Source organism: Dactylosporangium aurantiacum (genome assembly GCF_000716715.1).
Lineage (GTDB): Bacteria > Actinomycetota > Actinomycetes > Mycobacteriales > Micromonosporaceae > Dactylosporangium > Dactylosporangium aurantiacum.
In genome coordinates this window covers 21,096-40,581 of record NZ_JNYJ01000059.1, presented here as the reverse complement: position 1 = coordinate 40,581, position 19,486 = coordinate 21,096, and the positions used below count along the sequence as shown (strand labels likewise).

Genomic DNA, 19,486 nt, shown 5'->3' with positions numbered 1-19,486 from the left:
CCTTCTCAGACCGTCGCCACGGCGGCGTCGGTGGGTGCGGTCAGCTCCGCGATCAGGGCCGCCTCGACGACCGCGGCGAACGCGCCGGCCGTCTGGTGGTCCAGGACCGCGCGGACCGGCACGTCGATCTCCAGGGTCGCCTTCAGCCGGGCGATGAGCTGGGTGATGAGCAGCGAGTGCCCGCCGAGGTCGAAGAAGTTGTCGTCGAGGCCGACCCGGTCGACCTGCAGCAGCTCCGCCCACGTCGCGGCGATCGCCTGCTCCGCCGCGGTCGACGGGGCGACGTACGGCGGGCGGGCCGGGCCGTCGTCGCCGGGCTCCGGCAGGGCGCGGCGGTCCAGCTTGCCGTTGGCGGTCACCGGCAGCTCGTCGAGGGTCATCACGTGCGCCGGCACCATGTACGCGGGCAGCAGCGCGGCGACCTGCTCGCGGACGTCGCGCGGGTCGGGGTACACGCCGGGCTCCGGCACCACGTAGGCGACCAGCTGCGCGTCGGCGCGCGAGCCGTGGACCGCGGCGACGGCGGTCGCGACCCCGGGCAGGGCGGCGAGGGCCGCCTCGACCTCGCCGAGCTCGATGCGGAAGCCGCGGACCTTCACCTGCTGGTCCTGGCGGCCGAGGAACTCGATGGTGCCGTCGGGCCAGTACCTGGCCCGGTCGCCGGTACGGTACAGCCGCGCACCCGGGCGCCCCGACAGGTGGTCGGGGACGAACTTCGCCGCGGTGAGCTCGGCGTCGCCGTGGTAGCCCAGCGCCAGGCAGTCACCGCCGATGAACAGGTCGCCGGGGGCGCCGACCGGGGCCGGGCGCAGCGCCGCGTCCAGCACGTAGTAGTGGGCGTTGTCGATCGGGCGGCCGTACGGCACGCTCGTCCACGCCGGGTCGACGGCGCCGACGGGGAAGGCGTTGGACCAGATCGCCGCCTCGGTGGCGCCGCCGAGCGCGACGACCGCGCAGCCGGGGAACGCGTCGCGGACCGCGCCGGGCAGCGTCAGCGGGACCCAGTCGCCGCTGAGGAACACCAGCCGCAGCCGGCCGGCGGGGTTCGCGGCGCGCAGCGCGAACAGCGGCTCGAGCTGCTGCAGCGCCGCCGGGGCGGAGTCCCAGAAGGTGATCGGCTCGCGGTCCAGGACGGACAGCAGCCGCTGCGGGTCGCGGACCTCGGCGTCGGAGGCGACGCGGACGCTGCCACCGGCGGCGAGGACGCCGAACACGTCGTACACGGACAGGTCGAAGCCGAGCGACGTGACGAACAGGACCCGGTCGGCAGGTCCGACGCCGTGGGTGTCGTTGACCCAGTCGATGAGGTTGACCACCGGGGCGTGGGTGAGCACGACGCCCTTCGGCGTGCCGGTCGAGCCGGAGGTGAAGATGACGTACGCGACGTCGGTGTCGAGCGCCCGGCGCGGCGCCGCCGACCCTGCGGGCGGCTCGGCGAGACCCCAGCTGCCGTCGGGGCCGGCGCCGGGCGCGCCGAGCCACAGCACGTCACGCACCCCGGGCACGGACTCGGTGACGGCGTGCACGGTCGGCAGCGCGGCGGGGTCGGTCAGCACCACCGGCACCCGCAGCGTCCGCAGCAGGCCGCGGATGCGCTCCACCGGCTGCGCCGGGTCGACGGGCGCGTAGGCGGCGCCGGCCTTGAGCACGCCGAGCAGCGCCACCACGGTCTGCACCGTGCGGGACAGGTGCAGGGCGACGAAGTCGCCGGGGCCGACGCCGGCGGCGGCGAGCCGGCGGGCGAGCCGGTCGGCGGCGGCGTCGAGCTGCGCGTAGGTCAGCCTGTCGGCGCCCTGGAGGACGGCGACCGCGTCGGGGGTCCGGGCGGCCTGCCGCTCGAACAGCTCGTGAATGCAGCGGCCGGCCTCCCGGCCGATGCCGGTGGCGTTCCACTGCCGCACCGCGCGGTGCCGCTCGAACGGCGACAGCGGGCCGACGTCGCGCAGGCGGGCGGTGACCGGTGCGGCGGCGACCGCGGCCAGCAGCTGGCTGGCGTGCACCAGCAGCAGCCGCACGTCGGCCTCGGTGAGCTGGTCGGCGGGGGCGCTCAGGCGCAGCCGGGCGCCCGGGCCGGCGAGGTCGACCTGCAGCTGCACCAGGTCGGCCGGGTCCGGCACCGGGGTGCCGCAGCGCACCAGCGTGCCGAACAGCGCGGTGCCCTCGGCGACGCCGGAGGCGGCGACCAGCTGCTCGGCGGGGACGCCGGCGTGGCGGACGTTGGCCGCGTACTGCTCGGCGGTGTCGCGCAGGTGCGCCGACAGCAGCCGCGCCGGGACGGGGCGGACGCGCACCGGGACGGGCCCGTCGGCGTCGCCGTCGACGTACGCGCCGTGCACGACGTCGTCGGTGCCGGCGCGCACCGCCAGCAGCAGCCCCCACGCGGCCACGACGACGTCCTCGGCGCGCACGCCGACCCGCCGCGCGGCGGCGGCCAGCGCGGCCGCCTGCGCGCGGTCCCAGTCGACGGACGCGGCGTGCACGGTGGCGCCGGGCCGGCGGGGGAGCCGCAGCGGCGTCAGCGTCGTGGGCTCGTCGAAGTCGTGCAGCAGCTCCCGCCAGTACTGCGAAGCGGTGGGTAACATCAGTCGGTCTCCTCGTCGTCCGTGAGCTTGCTCAGGCCGGTGGCGATGCCGAGCAAGGGGTCCAGGAGCACCGGCCCCCCGCCGTGCGCCCGCCGCCAGCGGGTGACCAGGTGCATCTCGGTGCAGCCGGCGATGACGCCCTGGCAGTCGAAGCGGTCCGCCAGGCGCTGGAAGCGCTGCGCCAGCTCCGCGCCGACCGGCTCGCGTTTCAGCCGGTAGAGCAGGTAGTGGATCTCGTCCTGGGCGTCCGGCGGCGGCATCACGACCCGGTGGGCGACCGCCGGCCAGCGCGGTGCGCGTTCGAACGTGCGGACCCGGCGGGTGCCGGTCGTGGCGAGCATGAGGAAGCGGCCCTCGCCGGCCACGTCCAGCTCGGCGAAGACCGCGTCGACGACGGAGAGCAGCCGGGCGCGCAGGCCGGGGTCGAGCCGGTCGACGACGTGGTGCGCGGTCACGCACGTCATCACCACGCGGGTCGCGCCGAGCCGTACGAGCGCCTCGACGCGTTCGGCGACCAACCGGGTCAGCTCGTCGGTGCGCCCGGACAGGATCGCCTCGGTGCGGTCCGGCATCGCCGGGTCGGAGTCCAGCAGGCAGCGGGGCAGCTGCTGCTCCGCCGCCGGCGCGACCTGCTCGACGGCCACCTCGTAGACCGTCTGCAGGAACGCCGCCGACGCCAGCGGGCCCATACCCCCGAGCACGCCGAGGACCGGTGCCGCGCTCACCACAGGGTGTGCAGGCACGCCAGGAGGCTGCGGGCCTCGACGTTGAGGCAGTTGCCGAAGCGCAGCAACGTCATCAGCTGGCGCACGGTGAGCCACATGAAGTTCGGCGGCGGCGTGGTCGGGAACGTGTCCTCGACCTCGATGATCTGGTACCGGTTCAGGGCGTGCAGGAACCGGCCGCCCTCCTCCGACAGCCACGTGTCGAAGCGGATCTGCCGCTGCGGCGCGTCGAGCACGTAGTCGAGGAACTGCGGCCGGTCCGCGGTCGGCAGCGTCCGGAACGTCTGCGGCGTGCAGTGCAGCGTCGGCGCGGCCTCGACGATGTCCAGCGCGCCCGCGGCCGGCCGGGCCTGCAGCAGCACGTGCAGCACGCCGTCGATGCGCCGGACCAGCATCGCCAGCCGGCCCGGCGCCGCCGGCCGCAGCAGCGGCTGCATCCAGGCGGCGACCTCGCGGTCCCTGGCGCGCACGTCGACGCCGACGATGCTGAAGTAGCCGCCCGACACGTGGGCGATCTCGTCGGCGCCGCGGTGCCACCCGGCGGTGTCCAGCAGCGGGATGCGCCGCTGCGTCAGCTCGAAGCGGGCCTTGTTCTCCGTCAGCCAGCTGATCGCGTCGGTCACCGTGTGCACGCTCGCCGCCTCCGGGTCGAGGGAGCGGATCAGCGCCGAGCGGAACGGGTCGGCGCCGCCGCTGTCGGCGGCCGGCCGGGCGAACGGCATGACGGACAGCACCGTGCGGGCGTCCATGTTGACCACGTCGTCCAGCCGCAGCAGCTGCTGCACCTGCCCGATGGTCATCCAGCAGAAGCCGGGCAGGACCTCGACGTCGTCCTCGGCCTCCACGACGATGTTGCGGTTGCGCTTGTGCAGGAACCATCCGCCCTGCTCCGACTGCAGCGAGTCGGCGACGACCCGCCCGCGCCGGGGCGCCACGAAGTGCTCCAGGTAGGGGATCGCCCGGCCCTGGTGGACCCGCATGTAGTTGCTGCGGGTCGCCTGCACCGTCGGCGACAGCTGCACCAGGTTGCGGTTGCCCGGCTCCATCTTGGCCTGCATCAGGCAGTGCAGGACGCCGTCGAACTCCTTGACGAGGATGCCGAGGATGCCGATCTCCCGCTGCACGATGATCGGCTGCGTCCACGTCGGCACCCGGAACGGCCGCAGGCCGACCTGCAGCCCCTCGACGGTGAAGAACCGTCCACTGTGGTGCACCAGGTTGCCGGTGTCGTCGGTGAAGCGCCAGCCCTGCAGCCGGTCGAACGGGACCCGCTCCACCGCGTAGGACTGCAGCGCCCGCTGCTCGTCGAGCCAGTGCAGGCAGTCCTCGGTCGAGCGGAACCGGCCCTGCGCCGATGCCGACGCGGTGAACCGCTCGGCCGGCGAGCCGCGGTCCAGCACTGAAGACAGTCGATTCACGCGCCACCTCCTCGGGCCCGCCGCCGCACGGCTACAGGGCAGGCGCGGCGACCTGGCCCACCACGCCGACCGCACGCTACGACGTCGCCGCGCGCCCGGCAGCGGGATGCACAGCACGACTGGTCGTCTTCACAGTCTTGGCCGTCCAGGGCGGCCGGATCGGCGCGCGCTCTAAGGAATCCACCAGACCGGCGCTGTTAGAAACGGTGCATGAGCGTTCGGGGCCGTGCGTCCAGAAAACCGGTGTCGGCCAGCGACCGCTGGTGGCTCGCGCACCCCGACACCGTGTCCCCGGTCATCCAGACCGTCGTGGAGGGCACCGGGTCCATCGACGCCGCCGCCCTGCGCGCCGCCGTCACCGCCGTGGCCGCGGCCTGCCCCGACACGGCGCTGCGGTACACCCGCAAGGGCTGGCTCGCCGGCGGCACCCCGCCGCGGGTCCGGGTGGTCGACGGCACCGCCGACGGGGTCGGGGTCGCCGACGTCGCCGCGCTGCACGACCCGCTGCCGACGCCCGACGGCGCCTGGTGCGAGGTGCTGTGGTGCCCCGGCGACCCGGCAAGCGTCGTGTTCCGCGCGTCCCACGCGGTGATGGACTGGCCGGGCGTCCCACGCGGTGATGGACTGGCCGGGCATGGCGCTGTGGATCGCCGACGTGTTCCGGGCGCTGCGCGGCGAGACGCCGCTCGGTGCCGCCGACGACCTCACCGAGGACGACGTCTTCGCCCGGTTCCCGGCACCGCAGCGGCGCCCACCCAACCCGAGGATCGAGTGGGTGTCGCCGCTGGGCCAGCCCACCGGCGAGCGGCGCACCGCCTGGGCCCGGCGCAGCGTCGACGGCTACCACCGTGGCCTGGTCGCCCAGGTCGCGGCCGCCCTCACCGCCGCCTACGACCTGCCCGCGGCCCGCTTCGCCGTCGCGTTCGACATGCGCCGGCACGTCCCCGGCGTGCGCAGCACGGGCAACCTGTCGCAGGTCGAACTGTTCGACTTCACCGCCGGCGAGCCGTGGGAGGCGTTCCACGAGCGGGTCCTCACCGCGATGGCCGAGGGTCGCGAGGTCAGCGGCCGCATCGACTCGGGGCTGCTGAAGCTGCCCCGCCCGATCCTGCGGGCGATGGTCACCGCGATGGAGAAGAGCCCGCCGCAGAAACGCCGGTACGCCTCCGCCACGGTCCTGGCGCACCTCGGCCGGATCGAGCCGGAGCAGCTGTGCACCGACGGGTTCGAGGCGCGCACCCTGTACCCGGTGCCGCTGCTCACCGCGGCCAGCCCGCCCGACGTGAACCTCGTCGAGTGCGGCGGCCGCACCGAGCTGACGCTCACCTGGCGCGACGGTGACGGCGCCGCCGAGCGGATGGGCGCGGTCCTCGACGCCGTCGCCGAGGCCCTGTCGCCGGCGGAGCTGCGGCAATGGGACGGCAACGCCACCGGCGCGCCCGCCGACCCGGCGACCGTGGTGCAGCGGCTGCGCCGGGTCGCCGCGCGACACCCCGACGCCGAGGCGGTGCGCTGGCCCGGCGGCACCCTCACCTTCGCCGAGCTTGACGCCCGCTCCGAGGTCGTCGCGGCCCGGCTGCTGGAGCTCGGCGCCGGCCGCGGCAGCGTCGTCGGCCTGCTCGCCGACCGGTCGATGTGGGCGATCGTCGGCCTGTGGGGCGTGCTGAAGGCCGGCGCCGCCTACCTGCCGCTGGACGTGCAGCACCCCGACGCCCGCCTCGCCGGGCTGCTCACCGACGCCGGCGCGCGGATCTGCCTGGTCCAGGGCGCCTACACCGCACGCGACGTCGCCGGGCCCGGCTGCACCGTCGTGCCGCTCGACGAGCTGCCCGCGGCAGGCGCACCGCCGGTCGGGGTCGAGCCGGCCCTCGGCGACCTCGCGTACGTCATCTACACGTCCGGCTCGACCGGCCGGCCGAAGGGCGTGGAGATCGAGCACGCCGCGCTGGCCAACTACGTCGACTGGACCACCGCCCGCTTCGGCTGCGGCCCGGGCACCGCCTTCGCCGTGTTCACGTCGCTCGCCTTCGACCTGTCCAACACCGCGCTGTTCACCCCGATGCTGGCCGGCGGCACGCTCGTGCTGGTCCCCGACGAACCCAACCACCTCACGCTGCGGCACCTGCTGGAGCACTCCGGCGCCGACACCCTGTCGCTGACCCCGTCGCACCTGGACCTCATCGGCCAGCTCGACGTGCGACCGGCCGGCTTCAAGGTCCTCGTCGTCGTCGGTGAGCAGCTGCGCTCCGCCGTCGCCGGCCGGGCCCGGTCGATGTTCGGCCCCGGCTGCCGGATCCTCAACATGTACGGGCCGACCGAGGCGACCGTCGGGCTGACCCTGCACGAGTGCACCGCCGCCGACGACGCGGGCCCGGCGGTGCCGATCGGCCGGCCGATGGACAACTGCACCGTGCACCTGCTCGACCCGCAGCGGCGCTTCGTCGCCGCGGGGGAGACCGGCGAGATGTACCTCGGCGGCGCCCAGCTGGCCCGCGGGTACCGCAACCGCCCGGACCTCACCCGGGAACGGTTCGGGCACCTCGCCGACGGCACCAGGGTGTACCGCACCGGCGACCTGGCCCGGCTGCGTCCCGACGGCGAGCTGGAGTTCATCGGCCGCGCCGACGACCAGGTGAAGGTCAACGGCTACCGGATCGAGCCCGCCGAGATCGCCCAGGTGCTGCAGCGCCACCCGGCGGTGCGCACCGCTGTCGTCGTCGCCCGGAGCCGGCCCGGCGCCGAGCACAAGCAGCTGTACGGCTACGTGGTGCTCGAGCCCGGCGCGCGGGCCGCCGACTGGGACGCCTACCTCGGCGAGCACCTGCCCCGGTACATGGTGCCGACCGCTACCACCGTCATCGACGCCGTGCCGTACAACGCCAACGGCAAGGTCGACGCGGCCGCCCTGCCCGATCCGCACGCGACCCACGCGGCGGGCACACCCGCGGCGGCGCCCGGCGACGAGGTGCGCACGGCCGTCGCCCGCGTCTGGGCCGCGACGCTGGGCGTGGACCCGGCCCGGCTCGACGAGACCGCCGACTTCCACCACCTCGGCGGCAACTCGGTGCAGCTACTGGCGATGCTCGCCGGGGTGTGCCGCGACGTCGTCGGCGCCGGCGCCGAGCGGGCCTTCATGGCGGAGCTCGGCAGCATCATCCGCGAACCGACCCTCGCCCGCGTCAGCGACATCGCCCGGCAGGCCCGCGACGGCGCACTGGTGCCCGCCGCCGGCTGACCACGTCCACCGACCAGCACCACCGGGGAGGCACCATGACCGCACTGACACTCAGCCGGGACAACGCCAGGGGTGCCTACCTGCTCACCGGGCCCGACGGCACCGTGCTCGGCTCCCTCACCACCGACCGCCGGTTCCGCCACGGCGAGACCGTCTCCGCCGCCGGCAGCGTCCCGGTGCACAGCGACGGACTGCGCCGCCGCGCCGCGTGCGCCGGCGACGAGCACGCCCCGGCCCTGCGCCTGGACCCGTCCGGCACGATCGTCGCCGGCCTGCCCGGGGCCCGGTGGGAGGTCACCCGCGACCGCGGCGGCTTCACCGGCACGCTCACCGGCACCGGTACCGGCGGCGCCGTGCGGATCGTCGTCACCGCCCCTGCCGGCGGTGGTGGGCCGTTGCACGCCGACGTCCAGGGCGACCTGCCCGGCTGGGACCTGATCGTGCTCACCGCCGCGTTCGGGCTGCTGGCCCGCCGCCGCGCCGAGACCATGCTCACCGCCGCGGTGGTCAGCGTCGCCACCGGCGGAGCCGGCCGATGACGGCGCAGGCCCAGCGGGCCGCGGCGCCGGCGACCGCCGGCTACCAGCGGGCGGTGTCCGCGACCGACTGGTGGTTCGTCGCCCACCCCCGCCGGATCCCGCCGGTCATCCAGACCGTCGTGGAGGGCGCCGGCACCGTCGACGTCGCGGCGCTCACCGCCGCCGTCGCGGCCGCCGGAGCGGCGAACCCCGGCACGCGGCTGCACCGGCAGGGGCAGTGGTGGGTCGACTCCGGCCGGCCGCCGAGGGTCCGCGTGATCGAGGGCGGCACCGGCCCGGTCACCGCGCTCGCCGCCCTGCACGACCCGCTGCCGGGCGCCGACGGTGCCTGGTGCGAGGTGCTGTGGTGCCCCGGCGACCGCCCCGCGCTGGTGTTCCGGGCCTCGCACGCCGTCATGGACGGCCGGGGCAAGTCGATGTGGATCGCCGACGTGTTCCGGGCGCTGCGCGGCGAACCCCTCACCGGCGCCACCGGCACCATCACCGACGGCGACGTCTTCGACCGCCTCGGCATCACCAACGCCGAGAGCAAACCCGACGTGTGGTTCCCGTCGCCGCTCGGGCGGCCCGGCCGCGGCCGGCACCGCACCGTCTGGGCCCGGCGCACCGTCGAGGGCCACCACCCGGCGCTGACCGCGAAGGTCGCGACCGCGCTGCGTGACGCCTACGGCCTGGACACCGCCCGCTTCGCGATCGCCTTCGACCTGCGCCGGCACGCGCCGCAGACCCGTACCACCGGAAACCTGCTGCAGACCGAGCTCTTCGACGTCGCCGCCGGTGAGCCCTGGCAGGCGCTGCACGAGCGGCTCCTCACCGCGATGGCGCAGGGCCGGGAGGTCACCTGGCGGCTCGACCCGAACCTGCTCAAGATGCCCGTCCCGGCGCTGCGGACCCTGATCCGGTGCATGGAGGCCGGCCGCCGCGACCGGCACGCGTCGGCGTCGGTGCTGTCGCACCTGGGCCGCGCCGACCTCGCCGAGCACTCCACGGCCACGTTCGAGGCACGCACCACGTACCTGCTGCCGCTGCTCGCCGCGGTCAGCGCGCCCGAGGTCAACACCGTCGAGTGCGGCGGCCGCACCGAGCTGACCCTGACGTGGCGCGACGGCCCCGGCGTGACCGCGCGGATGGAGGCGGCGCTGGACGCCGTCGCCGAGGCGCTGGCACCGCCGCCGCCGGTCGCGGTCCCCGCCGGGCCGGGCCCCGCCCCGCAGTGGACCGTCGTGCACCGCTTCCGGGAGGTGGCCGCCGCCCGGCCGGACGCGGTAGCGCTGCGCTGGCCCGGCGGGTCGATGACCTTCGCGGAGCTCGACGCCCGCTCCGACGCCGTCGCCGCCCGGCTGGCCGCGCTCGGCGCCGGGCGCGGCAGCGTGGTCGGCCTGCTCGCCGACCGCTCCAGCTGGATGATCGCCGGGCTGTGGGGCGTGCTCAAGGCCGGCGCGGCATACCTGCCGCTGGACGCCGGGCACCCCGACGCCCGCATCGGCGCCCTGCTCGGCGCCGCCGGCGCCGACGTGTGCCTGGTCCGCGCCGGGCAGCAGGCGCGGACCCCGGCCCGCTGCACCACCGTCGTCCTCGACGAGCTGCCGGCCGAGGCCGCCGGGCCGGTCACCGCGCAGCCGTCCGGCGGCGACCTGGCGTACGTGATCTACACGTCCGGCTCGACCGGCGCCCCGAAGGGCGTCGAGATCGAGCACCGCGCCCTCGCCAACTACGCCGACTGGGCCGGCCGCGCCTTCGCCGTCGACGAGGACACCCGCTTCGCGCTGTTCACCTCGCCCGCGTTCGACCTGCCGAACACGGCGCTGTTCCTGTCCACCCTCGCCGGCGCCACGCTCGTGCTCGTGCCGGACGAGCCCAGCCACGTCACCCTGCGGCACCTGCTGGAGGGGTCCGGCGCGAACGCGCTGAAGCTCACCCCGTCGCACCTGGACCTCATCGGCCGCCTCGACGTGGCCCCCGCCGGGTTCCGGCTGCTGGTCGTCGGCGGTGAGCCGCTGCGCCCGGCCGTCGCCGCCCGCGCCCGGGCCCAGTTCGGCCCCGGCACCCGGCTGTTCAACCACTACGGGCCGACCGAGGCCACCATCGGCTGCGTCGTGCACGCCCACCGCGCGGGCCGCTACGACACCGCGACCGTGCCGATCGGCCGGCCCGCCGCCAACTGCACCGTCCACGTCCTGGACGCCGACCGGCGCCGGGTCGCCGACGGCGAGGTCGGCGAGCTGCACATCGGTGGCGCCCAGCTGGCCCGCGGTTACCGGGGGCGGCCCGACCTCACCGGCGAACGGTTCGTGCGCCTCGCCGACGGCAGCCGCGTCTACCGCACCGGCGACCTCGGCAGGGTCCTGCCCAGCGGGGAGATCGAGTGCCTCGGCCGGGCCGACGACCAGGTGAAGATCGCCGGCTACCGGGTCGAGCCGGCGGAGGTCGCGGCGGCCCTGGAGGCACACCCCGAGGTGCGCCGCGCGGTCGTCGTGGCCCGCCCCGCACCCACCGGCCGCGGCAAGGTCCTCTGCGGTTACGTCGCCGCCGACCCGGGCACCGACCTGGAGCGGGTGCGGGCCTTCCTGGCCGGTTCGTTGCCGCGGTACCTGCTCCCGGCCGCCCTGCACCGGGTCGACGCGTTCCCGCAGACCCCCAACGGCAAGATCGACCTGACGGCGCTGCCGGACCCGTTCGACGGCACGGTCCCGGCGCCGGAACAGGCGCCGGAACCCGAGCGGACCGACGAGATCCGCGACGCCGTGGCGAAGGTGTGGACGCGGGTCCTCGACACCGACCCCGGCCGGCTCGACGGCGGCGCCGACTTCCACCAGCTCGGCGGCGACTCGGTGCTGCTGCTGGCGATGCTCGCCGGCGTCTGCGACGAGGTCGTCGGCCCCGGCGGCGAGGCCGTCTTCATGGCGCAGCTGGGCCGCATCATCCGCCGGCCGACCCTCGACGGGGTCAGCGCCGTTGCCCGGGAAACGCTTCGCACCACGACAGATGGGGGGCGCCATGAGGCCGCTCGGTGAGGACAGCAGCCCGGCGATCGAGGTGCGCGGGCTGCGCAAGCTGTACGGCCAGACCGTCGCGCTGCACGACATCGACTTCGACGTGCGCCGCGGGGAGATCTTCGCCGTGCTCGGACCCAACGGCGCCGGCAAGACCACCACCGTGGAGATCCTCGAAGGGTTCCGCCCGCGCGACGGCGGCACCGTCAAGGTCCTCGGCCAGGACCCGTTCCGGGCCGGGGAGGACTGGCGGGCCCGCATCGGTGTGGTGCTGCAGACCACCGGCGAGTTCGAGGACCTCAACGTGGGCGAGGTGGTGCGCCACTTCGCCCGCTACTACCCCGACGCCCAGGACCCCGACGCGCTCATCGACCGGGTCGGGCTCACCGAGAAGCGCGCCGCCCGCGCCTCGAAGCTCTCCGGCGGCCAGCAGCGCCGCCTCGACGTGGCGCTCGGCATCATCGGCCGCCCCGACGTGCTGTTCCTCGACGAGCCGACGACCGGCTTCGACCCGGCCAGCCGCCGCGACTTCTGGCAGCTCATCCGCGACCTCGCCGCCGGCGGCACCACGATCGTGCTGACCACGCACTACCTGGAGGAGGCCGAGCAGCTCGCCGACCGGGTCGCGGTCATCGTCGGCGGCCGTATCGTCGACATCGGCGTGCCGCAGACCCTCGGCGGGCGCGACACCGAGGCCACCGTCGTGTCGTGGCTCGGCCCCGACGGGCCGCGGACGGTGCACACCACCACGCCGACGAAGTTCGCCGCGGACCTGCACGCCAGCCTCGGCGGCGAGGCGCCCGGGCTCACCGTGCACCGGCCCAGCCTCGAGGACGTGTACCTGCAGATGATCGGCGCCGCCGCGACCCCCACCGCCGTCACCACGGAGGACCGATGACCACCCTGACCGCCGCACCGCCCCGGCGCCTGCCCCGCGCCCGGCTGCGGCGCATCGCCTCCCTCGGCCTGTACCGCGGCCAACTGGAGCTGCTGCAGTTCTTCCGCGGCACCGAGACCGTGGTGTTCTCCCTGCTGTTCCCCGTCTTCGCGCTGGTCATCTTCAGCTCGATGTTCGACGGTGAGATCGCGCCCGGCGTCACCTACAGCGACTACCTGGTCCCCGGCATCATCGCCACGGGCCTCATGGTCACCGGCTTCCAGACCCTGGCCATCTCGATCGCCATCGAACGCGACCGCGGCGGGCTGAAGCGGATCGCGGCGACGCCGATGCCCCGCTCCGCGTACTTCATCGGCAAGGTCATCATGGTGCTGGTCACCAGCGTCGTGGAGACCGCCGTGCTCATCGCGGTGTCGGTGCTGCTGTACGGCACCCACCTGCCCGGCACCGCCGACGCCTGGTTCACGTTCGGCTGGGTCAGCCTCCTCGGCGTCACCGCCTGCGCCCTGTGCGGCATCGCCCTGTCGTCGCTGCCGCGCAACAGCCGCTCCGCACCGGCCGTCGTCGCGCCGTTCGCGTTCGTGCTGCAGTTCATCTCCGGCGCCGCGCTCGTCTTCACCGACCTGCCGCCGTGGCTGCAGTGGATCGCGTCAGCCTTTCCGCTCAAATGGATGTGCCAGGGCCTGCGCTCGGTCTTCCTGCCCGACAGCTACGCGGCGCAGGAGGCCGCGCACAGCTGGCAGCTCGGCTGGGTCGCCGCGTCACTCGCCGGCTGGGTCGTCCTCGGCGCCATCCTGTGCCTGGCCACGTTCCGCTGGACGAAGACCCGGGACGGAGGCTGAGCCGTGGCCCACGTCGCGTTCTTCGCCCCGCCGTCGGCCGGGCACATCAACCCGACCCTCGGCCTCGCCGCCGAGCTGCTGCGCCGCGGCCACCGGGTCACCTACGCCACCACCGCCGACTACCGCGACCGGGTCGGCGAGGTCAGCTCCGACGTCGTGGAGTACGAGGAGCGCCACGCCGGCGACTTCCGCTCCTTCCGGTTCACCGGCCGCAGCCTCGTCGACGCCATGGCCGCGAGCCTCGCCGAGACCGAGGCCCTGCTGCCGGTGCTGCGCGGCGCGTTCCCGCGCCCGCCCGACGTCGTCGTGCACGACAGCGCCGCCTGGTGGGGCCGGCTGCTCGCCGCCGAGTGGCGGACCCCGGCGGTGCAGGTGTCGCCGATGCTGGTCTCCAACGAGCACTGGTCGATGAGCGAGCGGTACACCAGGCTCAGCGTCCTGCAGCCGCGGCTGTGGCTGTTCCTGGCCCGCCTCGGCGGCTTCCTGCGCCGGCTCGGCACCGACATCACCCCGAAGCAGCTGCTCACCGGCGACGGCGCGACCCGGCGGGTGGTGTTCATCCCGCGGGAGTTCCAGTTCCGCGGCGAGACGTTCGACGACACGTACCGGTTCGTCGGCCCCTGCCTGTACGAGCGCAAGTTCCTCGGCACCTGGGAACGCACCGACGGGCGCCGGCCGCTGATCCTGGTCACCCTCGGCACCATCTACAACCAGAACCCGCGGTTCTTCCGCACCTGCATGGACGCCTGCGCCGACCTCGGCGGGCACGTCGTCATCGCCGTCGGCGACGGCGTCGACCTCGACGCGCTCGGCACCCCGCCGCCCAACGTGGAGCTGCGCCGGTTCGTCGCGCAGCTGCACGTGCTGGAGCACGCCGACCTGTTCATCACCCACGCCGGGATGGGCAGCACCATGGAGGCGCTGTACCACGGCGTGCCGATGCTCGCCGTGCCGCAGATGGCCGAGGAGCAGGCGAACGCCGACCGCATCGCCGAGGTCGGCGCCGGCCGGGTCCTCGACCCCGGCGGGCTCACCGCGCCGGCGCTGCGCGCCGAGATCGAGCGGATGCTCGCCGACACCGGGATCCGCCGCCGGGCCCTGGAGCTGCGCGACGCCACCCGGGCCGCGGGCGGCGCCGCCGCGGCCGCCGACTGCGTCGAGGCCGAGCTGCGCGCCGCCGCGCCCGCCACCCGCTGACCACCTCCTGCGAAAGGGCCGATCCATGACCGCAGCACCGCCCGAGCCGCAGCGCGTCGCGCTGCCCGACGGCCGCCTCGTCGCCGTCACCAACCCGCAGGACGTCCTGGTCTGGCCCAGCCTGAACGAGGACTCGCCCTACGCCGACGGCATCGCCGGGCTGCGCGCCGGTGACATCGTCGTCGACGTCGGCGCGCACATCGGGCTCACCGCCCTGCACTTCACCGACCAGGTCCCCGGCGTGCGGGTCCTGGCCTTCGAGCCGGCCCGCCGCACCCACGCGTGCCTGGCCGACAACGCCGCCCGCCTGATGCCCGGCGTGCGGGTCTTCGCCGCGGCCCTCGGCGCCGAGCCGGGCACCGCGGAGCTGACGTTCCTGCCCAACCACACGATGATGGCCACGATCGTCAGCGACGACGCCGACGACGAGCGCAACATGGCCGCCGTGCTGGACAACTTCGGCGTCGACGACGACACCCGCGAGCAGTTCTGGCGGGAGTTCCGCGAGGGCGCCGAGCGGTACCCCGTGCCGGTCCGGACCCTCGCCGACGTCCTGGACACCGAGGGCGTCACCGACGTCGGCCTGCTCAAGATCGACGTCGAGCGCGGCGAGCTGCCGGTGCTGCGCGGGCTGCGCGCCGAGCAGTGGACCGGGATCCGCCGGGTCGTCGCCGAGGTCCACGCCGTGGACGGTAACCTCGACGCCGTGGTGGAGCTGCTGCACGCCCAGGGGTTCAGCACGAAGGTGTTCCAGGAGGACGTCTTCGCCGGCGGCAGCGTCCACATCGTCTCGGCCGTGCGGCCCGGCGCCTGATGGGCCCGCAGGCGGTGCGTTTCGGCATCCTCGGCTGCTCGTCGGTCGCCCGGCGGCGCAGCATCCCGGCCCTGCTCGCGCAGCCCGGCGCGGCGCTCGCCGCGGTCGCCAGCCGCGACCCGGAGAAGGCCAAGGCGATCGCCGCCGAGCTCGGCTGCGCCGCCACCGGCTACGACGAGCTGCTCACCCGCGACGACGTCGACGCGGTCTACCTGCCGCTGCCGACCGCGCTGCACGTGCCGTGGGGCCTGAAGGTCCTCGCCGCCGGCAAGCACCTGCTGCTGGAGAAGCCGTCGGCGACGTCCGCCGACGGCGCCCGGCAGCTCGTGCGGGCCGCCGCCGACCGGGGCCTGGTGCTGCGGGAGAACTTCACGTTCCCGCACCACGCCCAGCACGCCACGGTGGCGCGGCTGCTCGCCGAGGGCCGGCTCGGGCAGCTGCGCTCCTTCAGCGGCGCCTTCTGCTTCCCGCCACTGCCGGCCACCGACATCCGCTACGACGCGGCCCTCGGCGGCGGCAGCCTCCTGGACGCCGGCGTCTACCCGATCCGCGCCGCGCAGCTGCTGCTCGGCGACGACCTGACCGTCGCGGGCAGCAGCCTGCGTGTCGACGGCCGCACCGGCGTCGACGTGGCCGGGCACGCGCTGCTGGTCTCCGCCGCCGGGGTCCTCGCCGACGTCAAGTTCGGGTTCGAGCACACCTACGGCGCCTCCTACACCCTGTGGGGCAGCACCGCCAGGCTGACCGTCGACCGGGCGTTCACGCCCCCGGCGACGTGGCAGCCGGTGCTGCGCATCGAGGAGCAGGACCACACCGAGGAGCACGTCCTGCCCGCCGGGGACCAGTGGTCCGCGGCGATCGCCTCGTTCACCACGGCCGTCGCCGCCGGCCACCACGCCGGTCACCCGGCCGAGGCGGCCGGGCTGCGCTCCATGGTGCGCACCATGGAGCTCGTCGAGGACGTCATGCGCGCCGCGACCCGCGTCGCGGCTTAAGGGTTCTCCTAGAGATCGTCCTCGGCGCCGCTGCGGGCGATTTCCGCGCACCATACTTCGTCCGGAGAACGTCGCCGCACGCTTGCGGCGCGGACGTGCCACAGGGGCGGGCGGGACGCGACCGGTGTGTCGCCCGCCGCCGGCGCGGCGAAAGAGAGGCCGACATGCCATCCACCGATCGAAGCACCACGTTCCGCCGGGCGGTGTCGCCCGTCGAGTGGTGGATCGCCGCCCACCCGCGCGGCGCCGTGCCGGTGCTGCAGGTCGCGGTCGAGGGCACCGGTGCGCTCGACCCCGGCCGGCTCGCCGAGGCGGTCACCGCCGCGTCGGACGCCTGCCCCGGCACCCGCCTGGCCCGCAAGGGGCGGGAGTGGGTCGACACCGGCCGGCCGCCCGCCGTGCGCACCGTCGAGCCCGGCGGCGTGCCCGTCCACCGGCTGCCGCAGCTGCAGGAGCCGCTGCTGCACCGCGGCCGCCCCACCTGCGAGGTCCTGCACGTCGGCGGCCCCGAGCCGGCGGTCGTGTTCCGCGCCTCCCACGCCGTCATGGACGCCGGCGGGGTGCTGCTGTGGGCCGCCGACGTGTTCCGCGCCCTGCGCGGCGAGCCGCTCACCGGCGCCACCGACACCGTCACCGAGGTCGACCTGCTGCCGCCGCTGACGCAGAAGCCGACGCCGCCCGGCCTGCGCTACCCGGCGCTGCTCGGCAGGCGAGCACCCGGCGGGCCGCGGCGCACCCTGTGGCTGCGGCGCAGCGTCGACGGCTACCACGCCGGCCTCATCGCCCGCCTCGCCACCACGATCGCCCCGCTGTGCGGCGACGGCGACGCCCAGTTCTCGGTGCCGGTGAACCTGCGCCGGTACGCCCCGCAGACCCGCTCGACCGCGAGCCTCTCCCACAGCCTGCCCTTCACCGTGCCGGCCGGACAGGACTGGGAGGCGACCCACGAACGGCTCCTGACGCTGCTCGCCGAGGAGCGCGACGCGCAGGCCCGCCTCGACCCGGCGGTGCTGAAGATCCCGCAGCCGGTGCTGCGGTTCATCAACGGCGCCCTGGAGCGCAAGGCGGCCACGCAGGACCTGTACCCGTCCCACGCGTCCCTGGCCCACCTCGGCCGGGTCGACGTCGAGGAGTTCAGCACCGGCGGGTTCGCCGCGACCGCCGTGTACTCGCTGTCCAGCAGCCCCGCCGGCGGCCCCGTCGAGCTCGACGTCGTCGAGTGCGCCGGGCACACCGAGATCACGCTCAGCTGGCACGACGGCCCCGGCATCGAGGACGCGGCGACCGCCCTGCTGGACCGGATCGAGGCGGCGCTGTCCCCGCCGGCGCTGCGGACCCCGCCGATGAACGCGACCAGCGTGCCGGTGCCGGGCCCGGGCACCGTCCTGCCGGCGTTCGCCGCGCAGTGCGCCGCCACCCCCGACGCGCTCGCCGTCAGCGGCCCGGACGGCGACCTCACCTACGCCGAGCTGGACCGGCGCTCCCGCGTCGTGGCCGCCGCCCTGCGGGACCTCGGACTCGGCCGCGAGGACGTCGTCGGGGTCCTCGCCGACCGGTCCGCCGCCGCGGTCGCCGCGATCTGGGGCGTGGTGCGCTCCGGCGCCGCCTACCTGCCGCTGGACGTGCAGCACCCCGACGCCCGCCTCGCCGACATCCTCACCGACGCCGGCGCCCCCGTCTGCCTCGTGCAGCGCCCGCACGACACCCGCGACGTCGTCCCCGCCGGCTGCCGCACGGTGCTGCTCGACGAGCTGACCGGCGAGCCGCCGGCCGACTGGACCGAGCCGGCGACCGCACCCGGCGACCTCGCCTACGTCATCTACACCTCCGGCTCCACCGGCCGGCCCAAGGGTGTGGAGATCGAGCACGGTTCGCTGGCCAACTACGCCGCGTGGGCGACCCGCGCGCTCGGCGTCGACGCGTCCACCCGGATGCCGCTGCTGACCTCGTTCGCCTTCGACGTCTCGTGTACGTCGCTGTTCCTGCCGCTGCTGGCCGGCGGCGCGATCCTGCTGCCGCCCGGCGAGCTCAACCACGCGACGCTGCGCACGCTGCTCACCGACGCCGCGCCGACGGTGCTGACGATGACCCCGTCGCTGCTGGAGCTGATCTGCGAGCTCGACGTGCGCCCCGGCACGGTGCGGGTCGTCGCCGCCGCCGGTGAGGTGCTGCGCCGCAGCCTCGCCCTGCGCGCCCTGGAGATGTTCGGGCCCGGCTGCCGGGTGATGAACCTGTACGGCCCGACCGAGGCCACCATCGAGTGCCTCGCCCACACGTTCGACCCCGCCACCGACACCGCGGCCGGCGTGCCGATCGGCGTGCCGCCGGACAACTGCACCGCGCACGTCCTGGACGCCCAGCACCGCTTCGTCGCCCCCGGCGAGGCCGGCGAACTGTACGTCGGCGGCGTCCAGCTGGCCCGCGGCTACCGCGGCCGGCCCGACCTGACCCGCACCCGGTTCGTGCGCCTCGCCGACGGCACCCGCGTGTACCGCACCGGCGACATCGTCCGGGTCACCGACGCCGGCGTGGTCGAGTTCCTCACCCGCGCCGACGACCAGGTCAAGGTCCTCGGCAACCGGATCGAGCCGGCCGAGATCGCGCAGACGCTCGAGGACCACCCGTCGGTCACCCGGGCCACGGTCATCGCCCGCGGCCGCCCCGGCGGCGAGCACAAGCTGCTGTGCGCCTACGTCGTCGGCGCCGACCCCGACCCCGCGCGGCTGCAGGCGTTCGTCGCCGAGCGGCTGCCCCGCTACATGGTGCCGGCCACCGTCACCGTGGTCGCGGAGCTGCCGCGTACCGTCAACGGCAAGATCGACGTGCGGGCCCTGCCGGACCCGTTCGCCGGCGCCGGCGAGCCTGCCGCCGAGCCGGCCGCGCGCGACGAGGTCACCCGGGCCGTCGCCGCGGTCTGGGCCGGCACCCTCGGCGTCGAGCCGGACCGCATCGCCGACGACACCGACTTCCACCAGCTCGGCGGCGACTCGCTGCTGATGCTGTCGATGGTCGCCGCCGTCTGCCGCGACGTGGTCGGCGCCGACGCCGAGCCGCTGTTCATGGCCCGGCTCGGCGAGATCGTGCGGGAGCCGACGATCGCGCGGGTCGCCGCCGTCGCCCGCGCCGCCACCGGAGCATCCGCCGGGGTGCCGCAGCCGGTCGGCGCCGGCGGCTGACCCGCCGGACCGCAGGACCGACCGACCACCCACCGTGCGTCCCCGGCCGCCGGGTGCCCGCACGCTGTCATG

At 75.4% G+C, this 19,486-nt stretch carries 12 protein-coding genes; 9 read left to right on the top strand and 3 right to left on the bottom strand.

Features of this window, described 5'->3' with window-relative positions:
* Nucleotides 1-5: 5 nt before the first annotated feature.
* Genes OP18_RS43945 through OP18_RS43935 form a run of 3 tightly spaced genes read right to left on the bottom strand, consistent with a single transcriptional unit; the run spans nt 6 to nt 4,725 of the window.
* On the bottom strand, nt 6-2,582 hold the full coding sequence (locus OP18_RS43945; RefSeq protein WP_052388238.1) for a non-ribosomal peptide synthetase: 2,577 nt from the start codon (nt 2,580-2,582) through the stop codon (nt 6-8).
* Complete coding sequence (locus OP18_RS43940) at nt 2,582-3,325, bottom strand: aspartate/glutamate racemase family protein (protein ID WP_156090206.1); 744 nt, start codon at nt 3,323-3,325, stop codon at nt 2,582-2,584. Before OP18_RS43940 ends, OP18_RS43945 begins: the two co-directional genes overlap by 1 nt.
* On the bottom strand, nt 3,304-4,725 hold the full coding sequence (locus OP18_RS43935; protein WP_245635746.1) for an NDP-hexose 2,3-dehydratase family protein: 1,422 nt from the start codon (nt 4,723-4,725) through the stop codon (nt 3,304-3,306). The genes OP18_RS43940 and OP18_RS43935 overlap by 22 nt, the downstream gene beginning before the upstream one ends.
* A 634-nt stretch (nt 4,726-5,359) precedes the next feature.
* Here OP18_RS43935 and OP18_RS53950 point away from each other — a divergent pair.
* The 9 genes from OP18_RS53950 (at nt 5,360) to OP18_RS53945 (ending at nt 19,414) form a co-directional block, all read left to right on the top strand.
* The gene (locus tag OP18_RS53950; protein WP_162189910.1) at nt 5,360-7,960 is read left to right on the top strand and encodes a non-ribosomal peptide synthetase; all 2,601 of its coding nucleotides are present in this window, start codon (nt 5,360-5,362) and stop codon (nt 7,958-7,960) included.
* Between the two features lie 35 nt (nt 7,961-7,995).
* A complete protein-coding gene (locus tag OP18_RS43920; RefSeq protein ID WP_033365299.1) occupies nt 7,996-8,499 on the top strand; it encodes a hypothetical protein in 504 nt (167 codons plus the stop codon).
* Nucleotides 8,496-11,513: a non-ribosomal peptide synthetase gene (locus OP18_RS43915; RefSeq protein ID WP_052388235.1), complete on the top strand. Its 3,018-nt coding sequence runs from the start codon at nt 8,496-8,498 to the stop codon at nt 11,511-11,513. Before OP18_RS43920 ends, OP18_RS43915 begins: the two co-directional genes overlap by 4 nt.
* Nucleotides 11,497-12,390, top strand: a complete 894-nt coding sequence (locus OP18_RS43910; RefSeq protein ID WP_033365317.1) for an ABC transporter ATP-binding protein — start codon at nt 11,497-11,499, stop codon at nt 12,388-12,390. The genes OP18_RS43915 and OP18_RS43910 overlap by 17 nt, the downstream gene beginning before the upstream one ends.
* Nucleotides 12,387-13,232 (top strand): ABC transporter permease, encoded by an 846-nt coding sequence (locus tag OP18_RS43905; protein WP_033365297.1) that lies wholly within the window; start codon nt 12,387-12,389, stop codon nt 13,230-13,232. Before OP18_RS43910 ends, OP18_RS43905 begins: the two co-directional genes overlap by 4 nt.
* Nucleotides 13,233-13,235: 3 nt before the next feature.
* Nucleotides 13,236-14,429, top strand: a complete 1,194-nt coding sequence (locus OP18_RS43900; protein WP_033365296.1) for a macrolide family glycosyltransferase — start codon at nt 13,236-13,238, stop codon at nt 14,427-14,429.
* A gap of 25 nt (nt 14,430-14,454) precedes the next feature.
* Nucleotides 14,455-15,243 (top strand): FkbM family methyltransferase, encoded by a 789-nt coding sequence (locus OP18_RS43895; RefSeq protein WP_033365295.1) that lies wholly within the window; start codon nt 14,455-14,457, stop codon nt 15,241-15,243.
* 14 nt (nt 15,244-15,257) lie between these two features.
* Entirely contained in the window at nt 15,258-16,238 is a 981-nt protein-coding gene (locus OP18_RS43890; protein ID WP_245635745.1) for a Gfo/Idh/MocA family protein, read from the top strand.
* A 164-nt stretch (nt 16,239-16,402) separates the two neighbouring features.
* The gene (locus OP18_RS53945) at nt 16,403-19,414 is read left to right on the top strand and encodes a non-ribosomal peptide synthetase (protein ID WP_052388234.1); all 3,012 of its coding nucleotides are present in this window, start codon (nt 16,403-16,405) and stop codon (nt 19,412-19,414) included.
* Nucleotides 19,415-19,486 lie beyond the last annotated feature (72 nt).